Here is a 19,439-nt window from a genome sequence, read left to right as displayed (position 1 = left end):
GACGGGGCCTTCCTGTACTGTGGCCACTGGCAGGGTCGAACTGCCGACCTTTCGATTTTCAGTCGAACGCTCTACCAACTGAGCTAAGTGGCCGTAGCCGACAACGCCCGGCCTTGTGGACCGGGCGCTGATCGAGCGACCCCGACGGGACTTGAACCCGCGACCTCCGCCGTGACAGGGCGGCGCGCTAACCAACTGCGCTACGGGGCCTTGACGTGCAAGACCTTGATCTTACTAGTACCCCCAACGGGATTCGAACCCGTGCTACCGCCGTGAAAGGGCGGCGTCCTAGGCCGCTAGACGATGGGGGCCTAGTCCATCTCGCCGATCCGCCGTAGAGGCCGAGCCGCTGAGGACTTGCGTAACTATATGCGGGTCCGGGCTCGCACGCAAAATCGGCGCGATCCCGCGGCCGGGAAGCGCGCAGAACCGCCAGTACCTGTCACGATGGGTGCGTGATCGAGATGACCAGGGAACGCTTCGAGGAGCTCGTGAGCGACGCGCTCGACGAGATCCCACCCGAGCTCACCGCGATGATGGACAACGTCGTCGTCCTCGTCGAGGACGACGCCCCGGCCGACGACCCCGACCTCCTCGGCCTCTACGACGGCATCCCGCTCACCGAACGCACCCTCGCATGGACCGGCCTGCCCGACCGCATCACGATCTTCCGCAACCCGACGCTCGCGATCTGCGAGACCGAGGAGGACGTCGTCGACGAGGTCGCGATCACGGTCGTCCACGAGATCGCTCACCACTTCGGCATCGACGACGACGCGCTCCACGACCTCGGGTGGGACTGAGACCGGACGTCCCGTCGCCGACGCCCCGCCGCCGATAGGATCGGTTCCATGACGATCCTCGTGACCGGCGGAGCCGGCTACATCGGTGCCCATGTTGTCCGAGTGCTCCACGAGCGTGGCGAGGAGGTCGTCGTCGTCGACGACCTGTCGACCGGCCGCGCCGAGCGCATCGGCGGCGCCACCCTCGTGCACCTCGATGTCGCCTCCCCGGAGGCGGTCGGCACGCTCACCCGCACGATGCGTGACCATGACGTCACCGCCGTCATCCACTTCGCAGCGCGCAAGCAGGTTGGCGAGTCCGTCGAGCGCCCCGCGTACTACTACCAGCAGAACGTCGGCGGCCTCACAAACGTCATCAGCGCGATGGAGGCGGCCGGCGTCGACCGCCTCGTCTTCTCGTCGTCGGCCGCGACGTACGGCATGCCTGCCGTCTCCCTCGTCGAGGAGAAGCTCCACGCAGAGCCCATCAACCCCTACGGCGAGACGAAGCTCATCGGCGAGTGGCTCGGCCGGGCGGCGTCCCGCGCCTGGGGCCTGCGCTTCGTCGCGCTCCGCTACTTCAACGTCGCGGGCGCCGGCTGGGACGAGCTCGGCGACCCGGCGATCCTCAACCTCATCCCCATGGTGCTCGACCGTGTCGAGCGCGGTGAGCGCCCTGCGATCTTCGGCGATGACTACCCGACGCCCGACGGCACGTGCATCCGCGACTACATCCACGTGCTCGACCTTGCCGAGGCGCACGTCGCCGCGCTCGAGTACCTCGCCGAGGACACGCGCGAGCACGACGTCTTCAACGTCGGCACGGGTCGCGGAGCCTCGGTGCGCGAGGTCATCGACGGCCTCGCCGAGATCTCTGGCGTGACGATGGACGCCGAGATCAAGCCCCGTCGCGCCGGCGACCCGCCGCACCTCGTCGCGTCGCCCGAGCGCATCAACACGGTCCTCGGCTGGCACGCGACCCGGACGTTCGATGACATCCTCACGTCGGCGTGGAACGCGTGGCAGGCCGGGCCCCGTCGCATCGAGGCCTGACCGGCCCTCGGAGCCCCTCCGGTTGAGGTCCGTGGAGCTTCGCTGCAAGAGTGGACCAAGGCGCCACGCGCGCACCGCCGACGAAGGCAGGTAGACATGAGCACCACCGACGACCCGCAGGTCGAGCCGAGCCTCGGCGAGCTCTTCGGCCGGTTGAGCGAGCAGACGAGCCGCCTCGTCCACGCGGAGATCGAGCTCGCCAAGGCGGAGATGAAGGCCCGGGCCATCCGGCTCGGCGCCGGGGCGGGGCTCCTCGCAGCGGCGGGCGTCCTCGCCCTCTACGCACTCGACAAGCTCTTCGACGCCGCCGCTCTGGGGCTGTCGGTCCCCCTGCCGCCCTGGCTCGGGTTCCTCATTGTCGGCGTCGTGCTGCTCGTCGTCGTCGGCGTGCTCGCCGCTGTGGGGCTGCGGCTGCTCAAGGCGGGGAACCCGCCCGCGCCGTCGCGGGCGGCTGCCAACCTCAAGGACGACGTCGAGGCGCTCAAGAAGGGACTCGGACGATGATGGCCAAGGAACCGATCACCGTGACCGACCCCGGCATCGTCGCGGCAGAGGCGGCCGTGCGCGCCGCGCGCGGCGACCTCACCGCGACCGTCGACGCCCTCGCGGCGCGGCTCGATCCCCGGGTCAAGGCGCAGGAGGCGGCGACGGCCGCCAGGACGGCCGTGCACGACGCTCAGGGACTCCTCTCGGGGAACGGCTTCCCTGCTGAGGACCCGAAGCGGTCGCGGAACGTCAAGCTCCTCGCGGGCGCGGTGCTCGGCACCGTGGCGCTCGTCGCGATCCTCGTCATCCGCCGACGCTGACGGCGTCCGCACGGCGAGACCCCGATGGCCGGGAACCCTCGAAGGTTCCCGGCCATCGGTGTCTCCGCCCCGTGGACGGGGGCGGTATGCGTCTCAGACGCTCGGCGTGCCTGCCTCGGAGGAACCGGCGCTCAGCAGCGCGAGCACCTCCGCCTCGCGGTAGCGGCGGTGGCCACCGAGGGTGCGGATCGCCGAGATCTTGCCAGCCTTGGCCCAGCGGGTCACCGTCTTCGGGTCGACGCGGAACAGGCTCGCAACCTCGGCGGGCGTGAGCAGGACTTCGGACTCAGTGCCGTGGACGGGCATGGTCACTCCTTAGAAAGTGTTCAGTTACTGCATGATGTTCCCACCTGCAAGTGAGAAGCGTAGCAAGTCCAGCTCGTGAACTGGTGAGATATGCACCACTAATCTCCGAATCAGGACCTACGACCTCATCGTCGCGCGATTTCGCGCCCCCCGCCAGCGGTGCCCGACACTCTGTTCGCGGACGGCGGAACCGGTCCCCGCGGCCATCGTCACGTTCTCAGAAAGTGGTCGGAACCCGTCCGTCTCATGTACCGTGGGCCTCGAATGAGACACCACGAGGGGCCGCCCGCGTCCGGAGCCGACGCAGGACCAGTCCCGCCTCGACTCAAAGGGAGGTCGGAGCCATGGGCCGCGGCCGTCAGAAGGCGAAGCAGACCAAGGTCGCTCGCGAGCTGAAGTACTACACGCCTCCCACGGACATCAAGGCGCTCGAGCAGGAGCTCGCCCACACGAAGCGTTCAGACGTCGCGGTCGACGACCGCGAGGACGACGATCCGTACGCCAGCTGGAGCGACAAGGACTGAGCGCCGGTCCGTCCGTCGGAGCATGACTGAGGAGCGCCGCCCGCCGGGCGGCGCTCCTCGTTGCTGCACGGTGTCCCCGACTCGTCGGTCGTGAGCACCGTCGAACGGTGCTCAGACGCCACGAGCCAGGATCGGGATCAGCGGTAGTCGCCCGTGAGAAGCACCGCGCCCGCCTGGACGCCCTTCGTGCCCGCGACGAGGTTCCCCCGCGACGTCTCGTCCGTGAGCTCCGCCACCTCGCCGAGCACCCACGCGTCAAGCCCGAGCGCGCGGCAGCGCTCGAGCGCCGCGTCGGCTCCCTCGGCACCGACGATCGCGACCATGCCCACGCCAAGGTTGAGCGTGTTCTCGAGGTCACCACGCGGCACGCTGCCGAGCTCGCGCACGAGCTGGAAGATCGCGGGCACCTCCCACGAGCCACGGTCGACCGTCGCGACGAGCCCGGCAGGCAGGACGCGCGCGAGGTTCGCCGCGAGTCCGCCCCCCGTGACATGCGTGAACGCGTGGACGTCAGCAGCCTCGTCGGCGGCGAGCGCAAGGCAGTCGGACGCGTAGACCTTCGTCGGCTCGAGCAGCTCCTCACCGAGCGTGCGGCCGAGCTCGTCGACGTGACGGTCAAGCTCCCAGCCAGCGTGCCGGACGACAGCACGGACGAGCGAGTAGCCGTTCGAGTGCAGTCCCGACGACGCGAGCGCGATGAGGACGTCTCCCACGCGCACGCGGTCCGGGCCGAGCATCCGCTCGGCCTCGACGACGCCCGTCGCGGCACCCGCGACGTCGTACTCGTCGACGCCGAGCAGGCCCGGGTGCTCGGCGGTCTCGCCGCCGACGAGAGCCGTGCCGGCGATCTCGCACGCCTCGGCGATGCCGCGGACGATGTCCGCGATGCGCTCGGGCACGAGCTTGCCGCACGCGATGTAGTCCGTCATGAAGAGCGGCTTGGCACCCACGACGACGATGTCGTCGACGACCATGCCGACGAGGTCGTGGCCAATCGTGTCGTGCTTGTCCATGGCCTGCGCGATCGCGACCTTCGTACCGACGCCGTCCGTGGACGTCGCGAGCAGGGGCCGCGTGTACCCGACGAGCGCGGACGCGTCGAACAATCCGGCGAAGCCACCGACACCACCGAGGACCTCGGGGCCGTGCGTCTTGCGCACCGCGTCCTTCATGAGCTCGACGGCCTTGTCACCGGCCTCCGTGTCGACGCCTGCGGCGGCGTAGGTGATCGGCTCGGTCATGTGGCTCTCCTTGGTCGTGTCCGCCCGCGGGGTTCCCACGGGCCGGGCGGTGCCGGCCGGGCCGGCCGTGGTCAGGGGTGGTCGAGGGCGGTTGCACCGCCCGCGCCGACGGTGAGGTGGCGCAGGCCGGCTTCGGGCTCACCGAGGGCGGCCGGGGGCTCGAGGAGGTTCTTGCCGAGCTTGTCGTCGGACGGAAGGTCGATCGGGTAGTCGCCCGTGAAGCATGCGGTGCAGAGCTTCTCGCGAGGCTGCTCGGTCGCCTCGATCATGCCCTCGAGCGAGATGTAGCCGAGGGAGTCGGCGCCGAGCGAGCTCGCGATCGCGTCGGTGTCGAGGCCGTTGGCGATGAGCTCGGCGCGCGACGCGAAGTCGATGCCGTAGAAGCAGGGCCACTTGACGGGCGGCGCAGAGATCCGGATGTGGACCTCGGCCGCGCCAGCCTCGCGGAGCATGCGGACGAGGGCGCGCTGAGTGTTGCCGCGGACGATCGAGTCGTCGACAACGACGAGCCGCTTGCCGCGGATGATGTCGCGCAGCGGGTTGAGCTTGAGGCGGATGCCGAGCTGGCGCAGGGTGTCGGACGGCTGGATGAACGTACGCCCGACGTAGGCGTTCTTCGTGAGGCCCTGGCCGAAGGGGATGCCCGAGCCCTGTGCGTAGCCGACGGCGGCGGGCGTACCGGACTCGGGGACGGGGATGACGAGGTCCGCGTCGACGGGGTGCTCGGCGGCGAGGCGGCGGCCCATCTCGACGCGCGCGGCGTGGACCGAACGGCCCGAGATCGAGGTGTCGGGGCGCGCGAGGTAGACGTACTCGAAGACACAGCCGGCGCGCTTGACCTCGGCGAAGCGCTGCGAGCGCAGGCCGTCGCCGTCGATCGTGATCATCTCTCCGGGCTCGACCTCGCGGACGAACGAGGCGCCGACGATGTCGAGGGCGCTCGTCTCGGAGGCGACGACCCAGCCGCGCTCGAGGCGGCCGAGGACGAGGGGGCGCACGCCCTGCGGGTCACGTGCCGCGTAGAGCGTGTGCTCGTCCATGAAGACGAGCGAGAACGCGCCGCGGAGCTTCGGCAAGACCTCAAGGGCCGTCTGCTCGAGCGTGTGGTCCTCGTCACCGTGGAAGAGCGCGGTGACGAGCGCGGTGTCGGTCGTGTTGCCGCGCGCGAGCTCGCCGCGCGCCTGCTGGCCGTAGCGCTCGGTGACGAGCTCGAGGAGCTCGGCGGAGTTGACGAGGTTGCCGTTGTGGGCGAGGGCGACGGTGCCCGACGACGTCGCGCCGAGCGTCGGCTGCGCGTTTTCCCAGGTCACCCCGCCCGTCGTCGAGTAACGGCAGTGGCCGAGGGCGATGTGGCCGCGGAGCGCGTCGAGCGCGGTCTCGTCGAACACCTGCGAGACGAGCCCCATGTCCTTGTAGACGAGGATCTGCGAGCCGTTGCTCGTCGCGATACCCGCCGACTCCTGACCGCGGTGCTGGAGCGCGTAGAGCCCGAAGTACGCGAGCTTGGCGACCTCCTCACCGGGGGCCCAGACGCCGAAGACGCCGCAGGCGTCCTGCGGACCCTTCTCGTCGGGCATGAGGTCGTGATTCAGTCGTCCGTCTCCACGCAGCGCCACGGGAGAAGTGTCCCACAGCGCCCACGGGCCACGGCAGGGCGCCAGCATGCGGACCGCGGGGGCCGCGGCGGACCTCGTCCCAGGTCGGCGGCCTCGCGTCTCAGGATTCAAAACGGACGCTTCGATCTGGAGCGTTCTGGTCGGGAAGGCCGTACGTTCCTCGACACCGGCCCGAGCCACGGGCCCGCCGGAAGGATCAGGACATGCCCGCACGAGACCGCCGCAGGAGCGCGGCGACGGCCACGGCCGTCGCCATCCTCACGACGCTGGCACTCGGCGCCTGCAGCCCCGAGCCGATCGGCGGCGCCGCCGCCCCCGGCACGTCCGACGCGCCGCTCTCGCTCGTCGGCTTCGCCGTCCCCAAGGCCGCGCACGATGAGGCCCAGAAGGCCTTCGCCGCGACCGCCCCGGGCGACGGCACGACGTGGACCACCTCGTACGGCGCGTCCGGCGACCAGTCACGCGCCGTCGCGAGCGGCCTCGACGCCGACGTCGTCCACCTCTCCCTCGAGGGCGACCTCACGCGCCTCGTCGACGCCGGGCTCGTCGCCGACACCTGGGACGACGGCCCCCACGCCGGCATCCTCTCGACGTCCGTCGTCGTCCTCGTCGTCCGCGCCGGCAACCCCAAGAACATCCGCGGCTGGGACGACCTCGTACGCGACGACGTCGCCGTCGTCACCCCCAACCCCGGGTCCTCCGGATCCGCGCGCTGGAACATCCTCGCCGCCTACGGCGCCGCCGTCGCGGACGGCACCGAGGCCGACGGCGAGACCTACCTGCGCAACCTCTTCGATCACGTCGCCGCGCTCCCCGGCTCGGGACGCGACGCCACGACCGCTTTTACCTCCGGGACGGGCGACGTCCTCCTCAGCTACGAGAACGAGGCGATCCTCGCCCGCCAGCAGGGTGAGACCTTCGAGTACGTCGTGCCCGACGCGACCCTCCTCATCGAGAACCCCGCCGCCGTGACGAAGAACGCCGACCCGCGCGGGCAGCAGTACCTCGACTTCGTCCACTCCCCCGCCGGGCAGAAGATCTTCGCATCGAAGGGCTTCCGCCCCCTCGTCGACGTCGGCGACCTCAACGTCCCCGGCGCGAACGACCCGGCCGACCCGTTCCCCGCACCGTCGAAGCTCTTCACCATCGCCGACCTCGGCGGATGGTCGGACGTCAACGCCCGGTTCTTCGCCGATGACGGACTCGTCACCCGCATCCAGCAGGAGAAGGGCACCTCGTGACGACCACTCTCGCACCGGCCGACGCCCCCGCCAGCCCGGCGGGGACGGCCGCGCCCCGGCCCCGCCGTCCCCGCCGGAGCCGCGGCCCGCGCGCCCTCACCCCCGCCTCGCGCGTCGGCCTCGGCGTCGGCGTCCTATGGTTCTCGATCCTCGCGCTCATCCCCCTCGTCGCTGTCGTCGTCGAGACCTCCCAGGGCGGCTGGGACGCCTTCGCGCGCGCCCTCACGACCCCGCAGACCGCCGCCGCGATCCGCCTCACCGTCCTCAACGCGCTCGGCGTCACCGTGCTCAACGCCGTCATGGGCACCGTCATCGCCTGGGTGCTCGTCCGCGACCCTTTCCCGGGCCGACGCATCCTCGAGATCGTCATCGACATCCCCTTCGCGCTGCCGACGATCGTCGCAGGCCTCGTCCTCCTCACCCTCTACGGCCCGACGAGCCCCGTCGGCGTCAACGTCGCCAACACGCAGTGGTCCGTGACCCTCGCCCTCGCGTTCGTCACCCTGCCGTTCGTCGTCCGCACCGTCCAGCCCGTCCTCGCCGAGCTCGACCGCGACGTCGAGGAGGCCGCCGCCTCCCTCGGCGCCCGCCCGTTCACCGTCCTGCGCCGTATCGTCCTGCCCGCGCTCGTCCCCGCGATCGCCGCGGGCGCCTCCCTGTCCTTCGCGCGCGGCATCTCCGAGTACGGCTCGCTCGTCCTGCTCTCGGGCAACCTCCCGATGCGCACCGAGGTCGCGTCCGTCCGGATCCTCGCCTACCTCGAGAACGGCGACCAGACGTCGGCCGCCGCCGTCGCGACCGTCCTCCTTGGCGTCTCCCTCGTCGCGCTCCTCACGCTCGACATCCTCCAGCGCCGGGTGGTGAACCGTGGCACGCACTAGCCCCTGGGTGCGCCTCACGCTGCGCACCGTCGTCATCGTCTACCTCGTGCTGCTCGTCGGCTGGCCCGTGAGCCTCGTCGTCCGCGCGACCTTCACCGACGGACTCACCGCCCTGCGCGACGCGCTGACCGACCCGACCGTCGTCTTCTCGCTCAAGCTCACCGTGTCCGTCGCGCTCCAGGCGACGCTCCTCAACACCGTCTTCGGCGTCGGGATCTCCCTCCTGCTCGTGCGCACCGACTTCCGCGGCAAGCGGCTCCTGTCCGCGCTCATCGACCTGCCCCTGTCAGTGTCGCCGGTCGTCGTCGGGCTCGCGATCGTCCTCGCCTACGGGCCTCGGGGCGACTGGTTCGGCCCCTGGCTCACGGGAGCGGGCGTCGACGTCCTCTTCGCACCCCTCGGCATCGTCCTCGCGACCGCGTTCGTCTCCCTGCCCCTCGTCGTCCGCGAGGTCGTGCCCGTCCTCGAGGAGATCGGCACCGACGAGGTCCAGGCCGCCCGATCCCTCGGCGCGAACAGCCTCCAGACGTTCTGGCGCATCACGCTGCCGTCGATCCGGTGGGCGCTCGTCTACGGCGTCGTCCTCACCCTCGCCCGCTCCCTCGGCGAGTTCGGCGCCGTGAAGATCGTCTCCGGGAACCTCGAGGGCCGCACCCAGACCGCGACACTCCTCGTCGAGCAGCGGTACCACGACTTCGACCACGCGACCGCGTACGCCGTCGCCTTCCTCCTCGCGGCGGTGTCCGTCGCGTGCATCACCCTCGTCACCTACCTGCGGCCCGCCCACGGGAACGCACGATGAGCCTCCTCACCATCCGTCCCGCCCGCCCAGCCCCTCAGGAGCAGCCATGAGCATCGAGGTCCGCAACGCCACCAAGCGCTTCGGTGACTTCGTCGCGCTCGACGACGTCTCCGTGTCGATCCCGACCGGCCAGCTCACCGCCCTGCTCGGGCCGTCGGGCGGCGGCAAGTCGACCCTCCTGCGCATCATCGCGGGGCTCGAGACCGCCGACTCCGGCTCCGTGTCGATCGAGGGTCGCGACGCGACGCACGAGCCCGCGCAGAAGCGCAACGTCGGCTTCGTCTTCCAGCACTACGCCGCGTTCAAGCACATGACGGTCGCGAAGAACGTGGCGTTCGGCCTCGAGATCCGCAAGACGCCCAAGGAGGAGATCCGCGAGCGCGTCGACGAGCTCCTGCGGCTCGTGCACCTGCAGCAGTTCGCCGACCGCAAGCCGTCGCAGCTCTCCGGCGGGCAACGTCAGCGCATGGCGCTCGCGCGCGCCCTCGCCGTGCGGCCGTCCGTGCTGCTGCTCGACGAGCCGTTCGGCGCCCTCGACGCAAAGGTCCGCAAGGAGCTGCGCGACTGGCTGCGGCACCTCCACGACGAGGTGCCCGTGACGACCGTCTTCGTCACGCACGACCAGGAGGAGGCGCTCGAGGTCGCCGACGAGATCGTCGTCGTCAACGAGGGGCGCGTCGAGCAGGTCGGGTCGCCCGACGACCTCTACGACGCCCCCGCGAACCGCTTTGTCATGGGGTTCCTCGGGCCGGTGACGGAACTCAGCGGGAGGCTCGTGCGCCCGCACGACGTCCACGTGTTCACGGAGCCGCCCGCGGGTCTCGCGTCAACCGAGGGACGTGTCGTGCGCGCGCTGCGCGTGGGCTTCGAGGTGCGTCTCGACGTCGCGCTCGTGGGTGTGCCCGACGCGGCGCCGACGACCGTGACGCTCACGCGCGCGGAGTCGAGGACGCTCGGCGCGGAGGCGGGCTCGACGGTGTGGCTGCGGCCGGCCCCGCACGCGCTCACGCTCGCGGTCTGAGTCCACGGGCTCCGCGCACGCCCGCGAAGGGTGCGGATAGCCGATCCGCACAGCACACCCCTGCCCCGCTTGCCTGTCGATAGCCGATCCATGCAGCACACCACCGCCACCACCCCGTGGATAGCCGATCGGTGCAGCACACCACCGCCACCACCCCGTGGATAGCCGATCCGTGCAGCACACCACCGCCACCACCCCGTGGATAGCCGATCGGTGCAGCACACCACCGACACCACCCCGTGGATAGCCGATCGGTGCAGCACACCATCGGCGGTACTCCACGGATAGCGGATCGGTACAGGTCAGACGAACGGATCCGCGATCGAGGACTGGCCAGGTGCCGGCCGCGTGGTCGGATCGGCTATCGGAACACTTCAGCGGCGGCGGGGGCGGCGGGAGCGCCTGTCCGACGCCAGCGCGACGAGCAGCGTCACCGCGAGCGTCACGAGCATGACCTCGAACGCGAAGATCGTGCGCGACCAGCCCGGGTGGGAGGCCGGGAAGATCACGTAGCCGACGATGACGCCCAGCAGCAGCCCGCCGAGCACCGCCGCGAGCGCGAACCGCCCGAAGCGTGGTGCCCGTCGGATCGTGTCGCGGTCGAGCACCACGGGGTGCGCCGCATCCGGGTAAGCAGTGAGGGTCGCGGGGGCCTCGTCCGCCCCAGGGTCCTCGCCCGTCTCGAAGCTGAGCACCGAGGAAGCGGCGCGCTCGGACACGAGGTCGGCAGCCTCGGGGGCCTCGGGCGCGGAGGCACCGTCCTCGGGGGTGCTGGCCGCGGCCCCGTCGGATCCGTCGATGCTGTGCACGTCGGCAGCAGACTCGTCGGTGCCGGACGGCGACGACGGGATGTCGTGGTTCTCGTCCGCGGGGCGGATCGGCTCGGGCTGGTCGGCAGGCGTCGTGCTCACCCCCTGACCCTAGCCTCCCGCGCGCCTACGATCGGAGCATGCCCGCCCGACGACGCACCGACCCCGCCGCAGGCCATGCGGCTCTCGCCCGTTGGCGTGAGAACCCCGACGACCGCGCCGCACGACGCACCGCCGTGCGCTTCACGCTCGAGGAGATCGCCGAGATCGAACCCGGGCACGCGGTCGAGGTGCGGGTGCCGCCGGACGGGGCGGTCCAGGCGATCGAGGGGCCGCGACACACCCGCGACACCCCGCCGAACGTCGTGGAGACGGACCCCCAGACGTGGCTCGGGCTCGTCACAGGGACGGTGATGTGGGAGGACGCCGTCGCTGACGGTCGTCTGCGTCCGTCGGGGACCCGTGCGGACATCTCGCGGCTTCTTCCGCTCCAGGCGGCCCGCCCCCGCTGACCGGGATCTCCCCGACTCGTAGGGCCCCAGCACCATCGAACGGTGCTCAGACCCTACGAGTCGTGGGTCGGGGCCGGCACTGCGAGCGTCTCGAAGCGCACCGTGCGCGCGGCGACGTCCGCGACGGTGAGGCGCACCTTCGTGCGCTCCCCCGGCTCAAGACCAGTTCCGGTCACCTTCGCGCGGACCGCAGGATCGGCGATGAGGATCTCACCCTTCGTCCCCGGCTCGTTCGCCTCGAGGCACACGGCGTCGAAGACCTCGCCGACCCGGCCACGCAGCACAGCGGCCTCGACCGCGTCGAGGCACCCTCGCTCGAACGCACCGGCTCGGCGTCCGGTCGACGACATGATCTCGGGAAGGCCCGCGAGACCCTCGCGGATCGCGGGCGGCACGTCCTCGCCCGCGCACAGCGCGACGCAGATCGCGAGGCCAAACCGGTCGACGAGCCTGCGCAAGGGTGCGGTGACATGCGCGTACGGGGCGGCGATCGCCGCGTGTCGGCGGCCGCCCTCGCCGTCGGGCAGGGGCAGACCGCGCTCGACGTCGAACGCGAGGTATCCCGCGCCGCGGAACAGCGACGTGGCTTCCTCCATGAATGCCGCGTGCTGCGGGTCGCGGCCGTCGAGCGTCGCAACGAGCCCCGGGTAGTCGACGTCACGGGGCCACTCGATGCCGAGCGCCGCGGCCGCACGACGGAGCCGACGGAGGTCGCGGGGGTCTGCGGGCGGCAGTGTCCGGAGGATCCCGATGCCGCCGTCGAGCATGATCTGCGCGGCCGCCATGCCTGTGAGCAGCGAGATCTGAGCGTTCCAGCCCTCGACGGGCAGCACGTGACGGAACTCGAGGAGGGGCACGCCGTCGACGACCGCTGCCTCCTGCTCGGGGACGTCGAGCGACACACCACCGCGCTCCCGCTCGCGCTCCTGCCGCAGCGTGCCGACCTCGCGCAGCAGATCAAGAAGCGACGCGATCTCGTCGTGGCCGAGCTCGTCGTGCGTGTCGAGGCGCGTATCCTCACCGTCGAGCACGGCCTGCGCCTGCATGTAGGACAGGCGCACGCGCGAGCGGACGACGGCTCGGCGCACCGTCGCGGCGGTCTGCACGCCCCGCGCGTCGAGAGTGATGTCCCACAGGAGCGCGGGACGGTCAACGCCGGGCAGGAGGCTGGCGACGCCCTCGGAGAGGACCTCGGGGTGCAGCGGGATCCGGGTGCCGGGACCATAGACGGTCGTGCCGCGGGCGAGGGTCTCGGCGTCGAGCGCGCCTCCTGGAACGACGGCGGCCGGGACGTCGGCGATCGCGTAGCGGACGACGAAGCCGTCGGTGCCGCGCGCGATGTGCACGGCCTGGTCGAGGTCCATCGACCCCGGCGGGTCGATCGTCACGAACGGCACGTCGCGCGCGTCGAGCACACCGGCCCCGGGCGCAGCGACGGCTGCGGAGAGGCGCGAGGCGGCCGCGTCAGCCTCCGCGACGACGGGTGCGGGAAAGTCCCCGGGCAGCTCGAGTTCGGCGCGCAGCGCGGCGAACGACGCCTCGAGCTCTGCGCCGGGACCCGTGGCGAGCCGCAGCGTGTGGCGCGTCATCCCTTCACCCGTCGCGCGACGAGCCCGAGCGCGTACGACTCGAACCACTCGCCGGCGGCAGGCCCGCCACCGCACGCGCCGTCGGACTCGCCGGGACGCTTGACCCACAGGTACGCGTCGACGCCGCCCGAGGACACCCACCGGGGACGTAGTCCGAGCCCCTGTCCGCCCGGGTTGCACCACTGGCCGTTCGCGGTCGCACGGCCGTTACGCGAGGTGTCGACGACGAACTTCCGGTGCGTCGAGCTCACACCACGCTTCGCGAGCTGTGCGGCGACCTTCCTGCCGTACGCCACCTCGGCCTTCGTCGAGTTGAAGTTCGAGACGTTGACCGCGAAGCCGCGCGCCTTGCTCACACCTGCGGCCTTGAGGCGCTTCGCGGCGGTCGCGGGGCTGTTCCATCGCGAGTGCCCGCCGTCGAGATACACCCACGCCCCAGCCTTGGCGAGCCTGCTCGTCGCATCCTTGAGCAGTGCGGTGCGCTGCGAGCCGCCGCACGTGTGGCCGAGCGAGTCGGGCTCGAGCACGACGACGGCCTTCGAACCCTTGAGGCCGGCCGCGACCTGACGGATCCACGCACGGTACTCGGTCGCGGAGAACCCGCCCGACGACCAGCCGCCGCAGTCGCGGTCCGGGATCGCGTAGAGGACGAGCTGGGCCACGCGCTTCTTCTTCTGGGCTGCCTTGACGTAGGCGCGGACCTCGGCCTTGACCGTGCGGGTCTGGTTCCACGTGCCGAACCAGCGGGCCTGGGGTGCGGTCGCAATGACGTCGAGCTTCTTCGCGGTCGAGCGTCGGCCGTCGCGTCGTGCGGCGGCCGCGGCCGACGCGGCCTGTGAGGTCGGGTCGACGTAGAGCTTGCGGGCGGTCCGCGCGGCCGTGCGGCCACCCGTGCGGCTCACGGAGACCGTCGGGCCGTCTCCCGGTGCGGCCGACACGACCGACGCGACCGCGGATGCCGCGGCCGCCGGCACCGCTGCTGCGGGCAGGCCGGTGCCCGCGGCGAGGCCGAGGGCGAGGAGCCCGACGACGAGGGAACGGTGGTGGAGAGCACGCATGGGCGTCACGGTACCGTCTCGTCTCGTCCTGCCGCAGACCTCCGGCGACATCCGTGGACGACGTCGCGTTCTGCCGTCCTGTGGACAGGCCGAAGGCGGACTCCCTGTGGGGAGTCCGCCCTCGAGGAACCGTGCCAGCCCGTGGTGGGGACCTGCGACGGCAGGGCCGGCGGACCGGCCCGGAACGTGACGGCGTCAGATGACGCCGAGTGCCAGCATCGCGTCGGCGACCTTCGTGAAGCCCGCGATGTTCGCGCCCGCGACGTAGTTGCCTGGCTGACCGTACGTCTCGGCTGTCGTCGCGCAGCGGTCGTGGATGTCGCTCATGATGCGGGCAAGGCGCTCCTCGGTGTGCTCGAAGCTCCACGCGTCACGCGAGGCGTTCTGCTGCATCTCGAGCGCGGACGTCGCGACGCCGCCGGCGTTCGCGGCCTTGCCGGGTCCGAAGAGGATGCCGGCCTCCTGGAGGAGCTGGATCGCCTTGGGCGTCGTCGGCATGTTGGCACCCTCGGCGACGGCGACGAGGCCGGAGGCGATGAGCGAGCGCGCGTCGCCCTCGTCGAGCTCGTTCTGCGTCGCGCACGGGAGCGCGACCTGCGCCCCGACCTCCCAGACGCGGCCGCCGGGGACGAACGTCGCCGACGGGCGGCGCTCCGCGTACTCGGAGATGCGAGCGCGCTCGACCTCCTTGACCTGGCGGACGAGCTCGACGTCGATGCCGGCCTCGTCGACGACGTAGCCCGAGGAGTCGGAGCACGCGACGACGTGTCCGCCGAGCTGCTGGGCCTTCTGCATCGCGTAGATCGCGACGTTGCCCGAGCCGGAGACGACGACGCGCTTGCCCTCGAAGCCGCCGTTAACGGTCTCCAGCATGTGCTGCGCGAAGAAGACGGTGCCGAAGCCCGTCGCCTCGGTGCGGACGAGCGAGCCGCCCCACGAGATGCCCTTGCCCGTGAGCACGCCGGACTCGTATCGGTTGGTGATGCGCTTGTACTGGCCGAAGAGGTAGCCGATCTCGCGCCCGCCGACGCCGATGTCACCCGCGGGGACGTCCGTGTACTCGCCGATGTGGCGGTAGAGCTCGGTCATGAACGACTGGCAGAACACCATGATCTCGCGGTCGGACTTGCCCCGCGGGTCGAAGTCCGAACCGCCCTTGCCGCCGCCGATGGGCATGCCGGTGAGGGAGTTCTTGAAGATCTGCTCGAAGCCGAGGAACTTGATGATGCCGAGGTACACCGAGGGGTGGAACCGCAGGCCGCCCTTGTAGGGGCCGAGCGCAGAGTTGAACTCGACGCGGAAGCCGCGGTTGATCTGGACATGGCCGGAGTCGTCGACCCACGGCACGCGGAAGATGATCTGGCGCTCGGGCTCGCAGATGCGCTGGAGCACGGCGGCGTCCGCATACTGCGGATTCTTCGTGAGGACGGGGCCGAGGGAGTCGAAGACCTCGCGGACGGCCTGGTGGAACTCCGTCTCCCCAGGGTTCCTGCGAAGGACCTGCTCGAAGACCGGCTCAAGTGAGCTCTGCATGGGGACTCCTCGGCGTCGTGGCGTGCGGTGACGCCCAGTTCTGACGGCACGTATCGGTAAGTGGGCACGTTGTGTCCAGGCCGCCAACCGACCACTGTGGCACTGCGTGCCCGGGGCTGCAGTGACGTCTCAAGATCCGACCGCGGCAAGGTCGTGCCCCGGGGCGCAGGAACGTTGGTCCCTTGCGCTTCGCCTCCCGCACGTACGCCGCGACGACGGCGCGACGGCAGTGCACGCCTCGCCCTCGGGGTCCGCATGGCGAGATCGTGGAGGATCAGGTGTGGGCGGCGCTCACGACGGCCCGGACCCGCTCGGGGTCCGTGACGAGGTAGGCCGCGCCCGCGCCGCCGCCGGGCCCGGCGGGCCCGCGGTCGTCGCGCTCGACGGACGCGGACAGGTGGACGGCGTCGACGCCAGCGACGAGCAGCGGTGCGACGTCCTGTGAGCGCAGGCCGCCGCCGGCCATGATCTCGACGCCCGTCTCCTCGCGCACCATCGCGGCAAGCTCGGCGAGGCCGAGGATCGTACGCGCGGCGCCGCCCGAGGTGAGAACGCGCCGCACGCCGAGGTCCGCGAGCGTACGCAGCGCGGCGAGCCGGTCGGGGACGACGTCGAGGGCCCGGTGGAACGTCACGTCACGGCCGTCGGCCGCGTCCCGCAGGCGCGCGACCGCGTCGCGGTCAACGTCGCCCCGTGCGTCGAGTACGCCGACGACGACGCCTGCGGCGCCCGCCCGCACCGCGTGACGGACGTCGGCGGCCATGAGCGCGAGCTCGTCGGCGTCGTGCTGGAAGCCACCGGCACGCGGGCGCACGAGCACGTGGACGGGAAGCCCGACGGCGACGACCTGCTCGATCGTCCCGAGCGACGGTGTGAGGCCGCCCGTGGCCGCGAGCGCGCCGCAGACCTCGACGCGGTCGGCGCCCGCCTCGCGGGCGACGCGCGCTCCGGCGGCGTCCTGCACCGCGATCTCGACCGCGACGATCGACCTGCCGACAGCGCTGTCCATGCCCCGACCTTAAGGGAGAGTACGCGGCGCAGGGGTGCGGATAGCCGATCCGTGCGCCGCACGCGCACGGATCGGCTATCCAACGCAGCCGCGCGACGTCAGAGGACCGTCAGGCGAGTCATGAGGGTCTGGGTCTCGCCCGCCGGCAGACGGACGGCGTCGTCGGCCGCGTTCGCCGCCTCGACGCACACGAAGCGCGGCCACGCGTCGTCGGGCACGTCACGCATGCCCGACGCGCCCTCGGCCCACGGGTTCCACACGACCGTCGTCCGCGAGCCCGCCTTCGCGACCTCGAGCGTCCGCCCGCCCGGCTCCGAGACCGTGAGCCGCGCCGACGTCCCCCGGTAGACGCGGTCCGTCGGGCCCGTGAAGAGCACGGGACCGTCCTGCACCTGACGGGCGTCGCCGTCGACCTTGTCGAGGTACGGGCCGCCGTCGAGCCCGTCGACGCGCGCCCGCCGGACGTCGTCGACCGCGAGGTACGTGTGGAGCGCCTGCGTGAGGTCAGCGGGCTCGCCGCCGTGGTTCGTCGTCGTGAGGCTCACGGTGAGCGACGCGCCGACCTCGACCTCCGTGCGCGCCGTGAAGTCGTGCGGCCACAGGGCCGCGAGCGCGGGGTCGACGTCCGCGGGCGTGAGCTCGAAGGTGAGGAGGATGGCGCCGCCGGGGCGCTGCTCGTCGTCCGGGAGCTCGGTCGCGCCGACGAGCCGCCACGCGCTTGTCCGCGCGAAGCCGTGCGCGGGACCGGCACCGTCCGGGTGCGGCCCGAACCAGGGGAAGCACAGGGGGATGCCGCCGCGGATCGCGGCGCCCGGCGCGAGCACCGCGTCGGGCGACAGCCACAGCGCGTCGCGCGCGCCGGCGGGCGCCCACGCGACGACGTGCGCCCCGTACGCGTGGACGCGCGCGGTCGCGGCGGGGTGCTCGACGACGACGAGCGGCGCGTCGCCCACCCCTGGCTCGAGGCGGACGGTTGACGGCAGGGTGACGGGCACGACGAGCTCCTCGCGGGACGGGCGGTTCTCCCACCGGTCTACCAGAAGGGCCCCCGCCGCCGCGACCGCCCCGGGTCCCCACACCCCTGCGCCTGCCGTGCCCCCTTCTCGACCGATTGGCGCTGCACCCCCGTTGAACGGTCGGAGGCCGTCAATCCGTCGAGAGGGGGTCAGCGGGCGCCGACCACGGGGGGCGTGGTTGCAGGCGATGCCGACGTCGACGCCGATCGAGAAGCGGTAGGCGTCGACGCCGAGGTCGCGCATGAGCGCGACGCCCTCGGGGTAGCGGTGGTCATGGTCGCACGCGACCTCGCCCGACGAGCCGTCGACGATCGCGCCGGGCCGCACGGTGAACGCGTCCCAGGCGTCGCCCCATCGTGGTGACCGGCCCCGGGTGCGTCAACCCCTGGGACGATCCCCACCGGGTGAGGTGCCCGCTAGCGTCGGCACATGCGTCGATCATCCTTGGTGTGGCTCGCGGTCGTCATCGTGCTCCCGCTGCCCGTGCTGTGGGGGCTCACGCCGTGGGACCGCGGCCCGGGCGTCGTGCAGGTGCTCGCGCTGCGCGTACCGGCGCTCCTCGTGCTCGCGGCCGTCGCCGTGGTCGCGCTCGTCGTGCGCCGGTGGTGGGCTGCGGGGGTCCTCGTCGTCGCCCTCGGCGTGGGGGCGTTCCCGCTCGCGACGGCGGGCGCTGCGGGCGCGCTCGCCGCGGACCCGGACCGTCCGACGCTCGGCATCGTGTCGGTCAACGCCAGGTACGGGCTCGCGGACGCGGAGCAGATCGTCGCGCTCGTCCGGGAGCAGGAGGCCGACGTGCTCGTCGTCGTCGAGCTCACGCCCGAGCTCGTCGAGCGCCTCGATGACGCGGGCCTCGCAGACGTCCTCCCCCACCGCGAGGTCCTGCCGGCGCGCGGGCCCGAGGGCTCGGGGCTGTGGTCGGCCACGCCGCTGCGCGACGGCGGCGAGATCCCGGGCTCGACGATGCGCATGCCGTTCGCGACGCTCGACGTCGGCCGCTGCGCGGTGCGTGTGCTCGCGGCGCACCCGATGCCTCCGATCCCGGGGGCGGAGGGCACGTGGCGTGCAGAGCTGGCTGCGCTCGGCCTGTTCCTGCGGTCCGACGACGGTGTCGTCGACGTCGCCGCCGGCGACCTCAACGCCGGGCTGACGCTGCCGACCTTCCGCGCGATGCTCGGCGACAGCCTCACGACGGCCCGCTCAGCAGCGGGGCTCGCGTGGGCGCCGACGTGGCCGACGGACACGCTGCGGCCGTGGGTCGACCTCGACCACGTCGTCGTCCCCGTCGGCACGGGCGCGACGGCCGCGGGTACGCACGTGGTCGACGGCACCGACCACCTCGCGGTCTCGGCGCGCATCGCGCCGGTCTGCTGACACGACGACGCCCTCCCACCCCCGCCTGGGGTGGGCCGCCGTCCGTCCACGTGGAGCCGGGCGTGGGCGACGCGGAGCTGCTCGTCGTCGAGACGCCGTCGGGCACCGCGCGCCTGCACACGTACGGCGCGCACCTCGTCTCGTGGGTGCCGACGGGCGGCGCCGACGTGCTGTGGGTGTCCCCGCGCTCCGCGTACACGCCTGGCGCGGCGATCCGCGGCGGCGTGCCGCTGTGCTTCCCCTCGTTCGGCCCGCACCCGTCGGGGACT

20 protein-coding genes, 3 tRNA genes and 1 pseudogene are annotated in these 19,439 nt (G+C 72.0%); 12 read left to right on the top strand and 12 right to left on the bottom strand.

Going from position 1 to position 19,439, the window contains the following annotated elements; genetic code table 11:
- Window positions 1-20: 20 nt before the first annotated feature.
- The 3 genes from IGS67_RS00585 to IGS67_RS00575 all read right to left on the bottom strand — a co-directional run bounded on the left by IGS67_RS00585 (window position 21) and on the right by IGS67_RS00575 (window position 311).
- Window positions 21-93, bottom strand: a tRNA-Phe gene (locus IGS67_RS00585).
- Between the two features lie 43 nt (window positions 94-136).
- Window positions 137-210 (bottom strand) — tRNA-Asp (locus tag IGS67_RS00580).
- Between the two features lie 28 nt (window positions 211-238).
- A tRNA-Glu gene (locus IGS67_RS00575) sits at window positions 239-311 on the bottom strand.
- A 153-nt stretch (window positions 312-464) separates the two neighbouring features.
- On the opposite strand from IGS67_RS00575, the gene IGS67_RS00570 reads away from it, so the two are divergent.
- The 4 genes from IGS67_RS00570 to IGS67_RS00555 all read left to right on the top strand — a co-directional run bounded on the left by IGS67_RS00570 (window position 465) and on the right by IGS67_RS00555 (window position 2,641).
- Window positions 465-803 carry a metallopeptidase family protein gene (locus tag IGS67_RS00570; RefSeq protein WP_102510650.1) on the top strand — a complete coding sequence of 113 codons (339 nt, stop codon included), beginning with the start codon at window positions 465-467 and terminating at the stop codon, window positions 801-803.
- A 48-nt stretch (window positions 804-851) separates the two neighbouring features.
- Window positions 852-1,835, top strand: a complete 984-nt coding sequence (gene galE, locus IGS67_RS00565; protein ID WP_192276725.1) for a UDP-glucose 4-epimerase GalE — start codon at window positions 852-854, stop codon at window positions 1,833-1,835.
- A 96-nt stretch (window positions 1,836-1,931) separates the two neighbouring features.
- Complete coding sequence (locus tag IGS67_RS00560) at window positions 1,932-2,339, top strand: phage holin family protein (RefSeq protein WP_192276721.1); 408 nt, start codon at window positions 1,932-1,934, stop codon at window positions 2,337-2,339.
- Window positions 2,336-2,641 carry a DUF3618 domain-containing protein gene (locus IGS67_RS00555; protein WP_192276718.1) on the top strand — a complete coding sequence of 102 codons (306 nt, stop codon included), beginning with the start codon at window positions 2,336-2,338 and terminating at the stop codon, window positions 2,639-2,641. The genes IGS67_RS00560 and IGS67_RS00555 overlap by 4 nt, the downstream gene beginning before the upstream one ends.
- A 93-nt stretch (window positions 2,642-2,734) precedes the next feature.
- Here the strand turns inward: IGS67_RS00555 and IGS67_RS00550 are convergent, their stop codons facing one another.
- On the bottom strand, window positions 2,735-2,947 hold the full coding sequence (locus IGS67_RS00550; RefSeq protein WP_102509979.1) for a BldC family transcriptional regulator: 213 nt from the start codon (window positions 2,945-2,947) through the stop codon (window positions 2,735-2,737).
- Between the two features lie 344 nt (window positions 2,948-3,291).
- On the opposite strand from IGS67_RS00550, the gene IGS67_RS00545 reads away from it, so the two are divergent.
- Window positions 3,292-3,471: a DUF3073 domain-containing protein gene (locus IGS67_RS00545; RefSeq protein ID WP_102509978.1), complete on the top strand. Its 180-nt coding sequence runs from the start codon at window positions 3,292-3,294 to the stop codon at window positions 3,469-3,471.
- 137 nt (window positions 3,472-3,608) lie between these two features.
- Here the strand turns inward: IGS67_RS00545 and purM are convergent, their stop codons facing one another.
- Both purM and purF read right to left on the bottom strand, forming a co-directional pair.
- Entirely contained in the window at window positions 3,609-4,712 is a 1,104-nt protein-coding gene (purM, locus tag IGS67_RS00540; RefSeq protein ID WP_192276715.1) for a phosphoribosylformylglycinamidine cyclo-ligase, read from the bottom strand.
- A gap of 71 nt (window positions 4,713-4,783) precedes the next feature.
- Complete coding sequence (gene purF / locus IGS67_RS00535) at window positions 4,784-6,328, bottom strand: amidophosphoribosyltransferase (protein WP_192276712.1); 1,545 nt, start codon at window positions 6,326-6,328, stop codon at window positions 4,784-4,786.
- A 203-nt stretch (window positions 6,329-6,531) separates the two neighbouring features.
- Here purF and IGS67_RS00530 point away from each other — a divergent pair, with 203 nt between their 5' ends.
- The 4 genes from IGS67_RS00530 to IGS67_RS00515 are packed head-to-tail and all read left to right on the top strand — an operon-like array spanning window position 6,532 to window position 10,273.
- Window positions 6,532-7,569, top strand: coding sequence for a sulfate ABC transporter substrate-binding protein (locus tag IGS67_RS00530; RefSeq protein WP_192276709.1), 1,038 nt, complete (start codon window positions 6,532-6,534; stop codon window positions 7,567-7,569).
- Complete coding sequence (gene cysT / locus IGS67_RS00525; RefSeq protein ID WP_192276707.1) at window positions 7,566-8,450, top strand: sulfate ABC transporter permease subunit CysT; 885 nt, start codon at window positions 7,566-7,568, stop codon at window positions 8,448-8,450. The genes IGS67_RS00530 and cysT overlap by 4 nt, the downstream gene beginning before the upstream one ends.
- Window positions 8,437-9,252, top strand: coding sequence for a sulfate ABC transporter permease (locus tag IGS67_RS00520; RefSeq protein ID WP_192276705.1), 816 nt, complete (start codon window positions 8,437-8,439; stop codon window positions 9,250-9,252). The genes cysT and IGS67_RS00520 overlap by 14 nt, the downstream gene beginning before the upstream one ends.
- Window positions 9,253-9,298: 46 nt before the next feature.
- The gene (locus IGS67_RS00515; protein WP_192276703.1) at window positions 9,299-10,273 is read left to right on the top strand and encodes a sulfate/molybdate ABC transporter ATP-binding protein; all 975 of its coding nucleotides are present in this window, start codon (window positions 9,299-9,301) and stop codon (window positions 10,271-10,273) included.
- A gap of 374 nt (window positions 10,274-10,647) precedes the next feature.
- On the opposite strand, the gene IGS67_RS00510 is transcribed toward IGS67_RS00515, so the two are convergent.
- On the bottom strand, window positions 10,648-11,184 hold the full coding sequence (locus IGS67_RS00510) for a hypothetical protein (protein WP_192276701.1): 537 nt from the start codon (window positions 11,182-11,184) through the stop codon (window positions 10,648-10,650).
- Window positions 11,185-11,222: 38 nt separating this feature from the next.
- On the opposite strand from IGS67_RS00510, the gene IGS67_RS00505 reads away from it, so the two are divergent.
- A complete protein-coding gene (locus IGS67_RS00505) occupies window positions 11,223-11,594 on the top strand; it encodes a sterol carrier family protein (RefSeq protein WP_192276699.1) in 372 nt (123 codons plus the stop codon).
- 53 nt (window positions 11,595-11,647) lie between these two features.
- Here the strand turns inward: IGS67_RS00505 and IGS67_RS00500 are convergent, their stop codons facing one another.
- The 5 genes from IGS67_RS00500 to IGS67_RS13705 all read right to left on the bottom strand — a co-directional run bounded on the left by IGS67_RS00500 (window position 11,648) and on the right by IGS67_RS13705 (window position 18,126).
- Window positions 11,648-13,183 (bottom strand): RNB domain-containing ribonuclease, encoded by a 1,536-nt coding sequence (locus tag IGS67_RS00500; RefSeq protein ID WP_192276697.1) that lies wholly within the window; start codon window positions 13,181-13,183, stop codon window positions 11,648-11,650.
- A complete protein-coding gene (locus tag IGS67_RS00495; RefSeq protein ID WP_192276695.1) occupies window positions 13,180-14,241 on the bottom strand; it encodes a glycoside hydrolase family 6 protein in 1,062 nt (353 codons plus the stop codon). Before IGS67_RS00495 ends, IGS67_RS00500 begins: the two co-directional genes overlap by 4 nt.
- A gap of 195 nt (window positions 14,242-14,436) precedes the next feature.
- Window positions 14,437-15,774 carry an NADP-specific glutamate dehydrogenase gene (gene gdhA, locus IGS67_RS00490; RefSeq protein WP_192276692.1) on the bottom strand — a complete coding sequence of 446 codons (1,338 nt, stop codon included), beginning with the start codon at window positions 15,772-15,774 and terminating at the stop codon, window positions 14,437-14,439.
- Window positions 15,775-16,048: 274 nt separating this feature from the next.
- Window positions 16,049-16,783, bottom strand: coding sequence for a copper homeostasis protein CutC (locus IGS67_RS00485; RefSeq protein ID WP_192276689.1), 735 nt, complete (start codon window positions 16,781-16,783; stop codon window positions 16,049-16,051).
- A 98-nt stretch (window positions 16,784-16,881) separates the two neighbouring features.
- On the bottom strand, window positions 16,882-18,126 hold the full coding sequence (locus tag IGS67_RS13705) for a D-hexose-6-phosphate mutarotase (protein WP_192276686.1): 1,245 nt from the start codon (window positions 18,124-18,126) through the stop codon (window positions 16,882-16,884).
- Window positions 18,127-18,228: 102 nt separating this feature from the next.
- Between IGS67_RS13705 and IGS67_RS00475 the strand changes: the two genes are divergently transcribed.
- Together IGS67_RS00475 and IGS67_RS14465 are read left to right on the top strand one after the other, a co-directional pair.
- Window positions 18,229-19,170, top strand: coding sequence for an endonuclease/exonuclease/phosphatase family protein (locus IGS67_RS00475; RefSeq protein ID WP_192276683.1), 942 nt, complete (start codon window positions 18,229-18,231; stop codon window positions 19,168-19,170).
- Between the two features lie 50 nt (window positions 19,171-19,220).
- A pseudogene (locus tag IGS67_RS14465) lies at window positions 19,221-19,424 on the top strand (aldose epimerase family protein); the annotation flags it as partial.
- Between the last annotated feature and the right edge of the window lie 15 nt (window positions 19,425-19,439).

It is taken from the genome of Flavimobilis rhizosphaerae, assembly GCF_014852685.1.
GTDB lineage: Bacteria > Actinomycetota > Actinomycetes > Actinomycetales > Cellulomonadaceae > Flavimobilis > Flavimobilis rhizosphaerae.
The sequence above is the reverse complement of the archived record's forward strand: the minus strand, read 5'-3'. Positions and strand labels throughout refer to the sequence as shown.

What these genes read in the sequence shown, in the direction of transcription:
- IGS67_RS00515 (WP_192276703.1), top strand. Translation starts at nt 9,299, where the DNA reads ATGAGCATCGAGGTCCGCAACGCCACCAAGCGCTTCGGTGACTTCGTC.
- IGS67_RS00505 (WP_192276699.1), top strand. Translation starts at nt 11,223, where the DNA reads ATGCCCGCCCGACGACGCACCGACCCCGCCGCAGGCCATGCGGCTCTC.
- purM (WP_192276715.1), bottom strand. Translation starts at nt 4,712, where the DNA reads ATGACCGAGCCGATCACCTACGCCGCCGCAGGCGTCGACACGGAGGCC.
- IGS67_RS00545 (WP_102509978.1), top strand. Translation starts at nt 3,292, where the DNA reads ATGGGCCGCGGCCGTCAGAAGGCGAAGCAGACCAAGGTCGCTCGCGAG.
- galE (WP_192276725.1), top strand. Translation starts at nt 852, where the DNA reads ATGACGATCCTCGTGACCGGCGGAGCCGGCTACATCGGTGCCCATGTT.
- IGS67_RS00550 (WP_102509979.1), bottom strand. Translation starts at nt 2,947, where the DNA reads ATGCCCGTCCACGGCACTGAGTCCGAAGTCCTGCTCACGCCCGCCGAG.
- IGS67_RS00495 (WP_192276695.1), bottom strand. Translation starts at nt 14,241, where the DNA reads ATGCGTGCTCTCCACCACCGTTCCCTCGTCGTCGGGCTCCTCGCCCTC.
- IGS67_RS00485 (WP_192276689.1), bottom strand. Translation starts at nt 16,783, where the DNA reads ATGGACAGCGCTGTCGGCAGGTCGATCGTCGCGGTCGAGATCGCGGTG.
- IGS67_RS00530 (WP_192276709.1), top strand. Translation starts at nt 6,532, where the DNA reads ATGCCCGCACGAGACCGCCGCAGGAGCGCGGCGACGGCCACGGCCGTC.
- IGS67_RS00560 (WP_192276721.1), top strand. Translation starts at nt 1,932, where the DNA reads ATGAGCACCACCGACGACCCGCAGGTCGAGCCGAGCCTCGGCGAGCTC.
- IGS67_RS00500 (WP_192276697.1), bottom strand. Translation starts at nt 13,183, where the DNA reads ATGACGCGCCACACGCTGCGGCTCGCCACGGGTCCCGGCGCAGAGCTC.
- IGS67_RS00475 (WP_192276683.1), top strand. Translation starts at nt 18,229, where the DNA reads ATGCGTCGATCATCCTTGGTGTGGCTCGCGGTCGTCATCGTGCTCCCG.
- IGS67_RS00555 (WP_192276718.1), top strand. Translation starts at nt 2,336, where the DNA reads ATGATGGCCAAGGAACCGATCACCGTGACCGACCCCGGCATCGTCGCG.
- IGS67_RS00570 (WP_102510650.1), top strand. Translation starts at nt 465, where the DNA reads ATGACCAGGGAACGCTTCGAGGAGCTCGTGAGCGACGCGCTCGACGAG.
- gdhA (WP_192276692.1), bottom strand. Translation starts at nt 15,774, where the DNA reads ATGCAGAGCTCACTTGAGCCGGTCTTCGAGCAGGTCCTTCGCAGGAAC.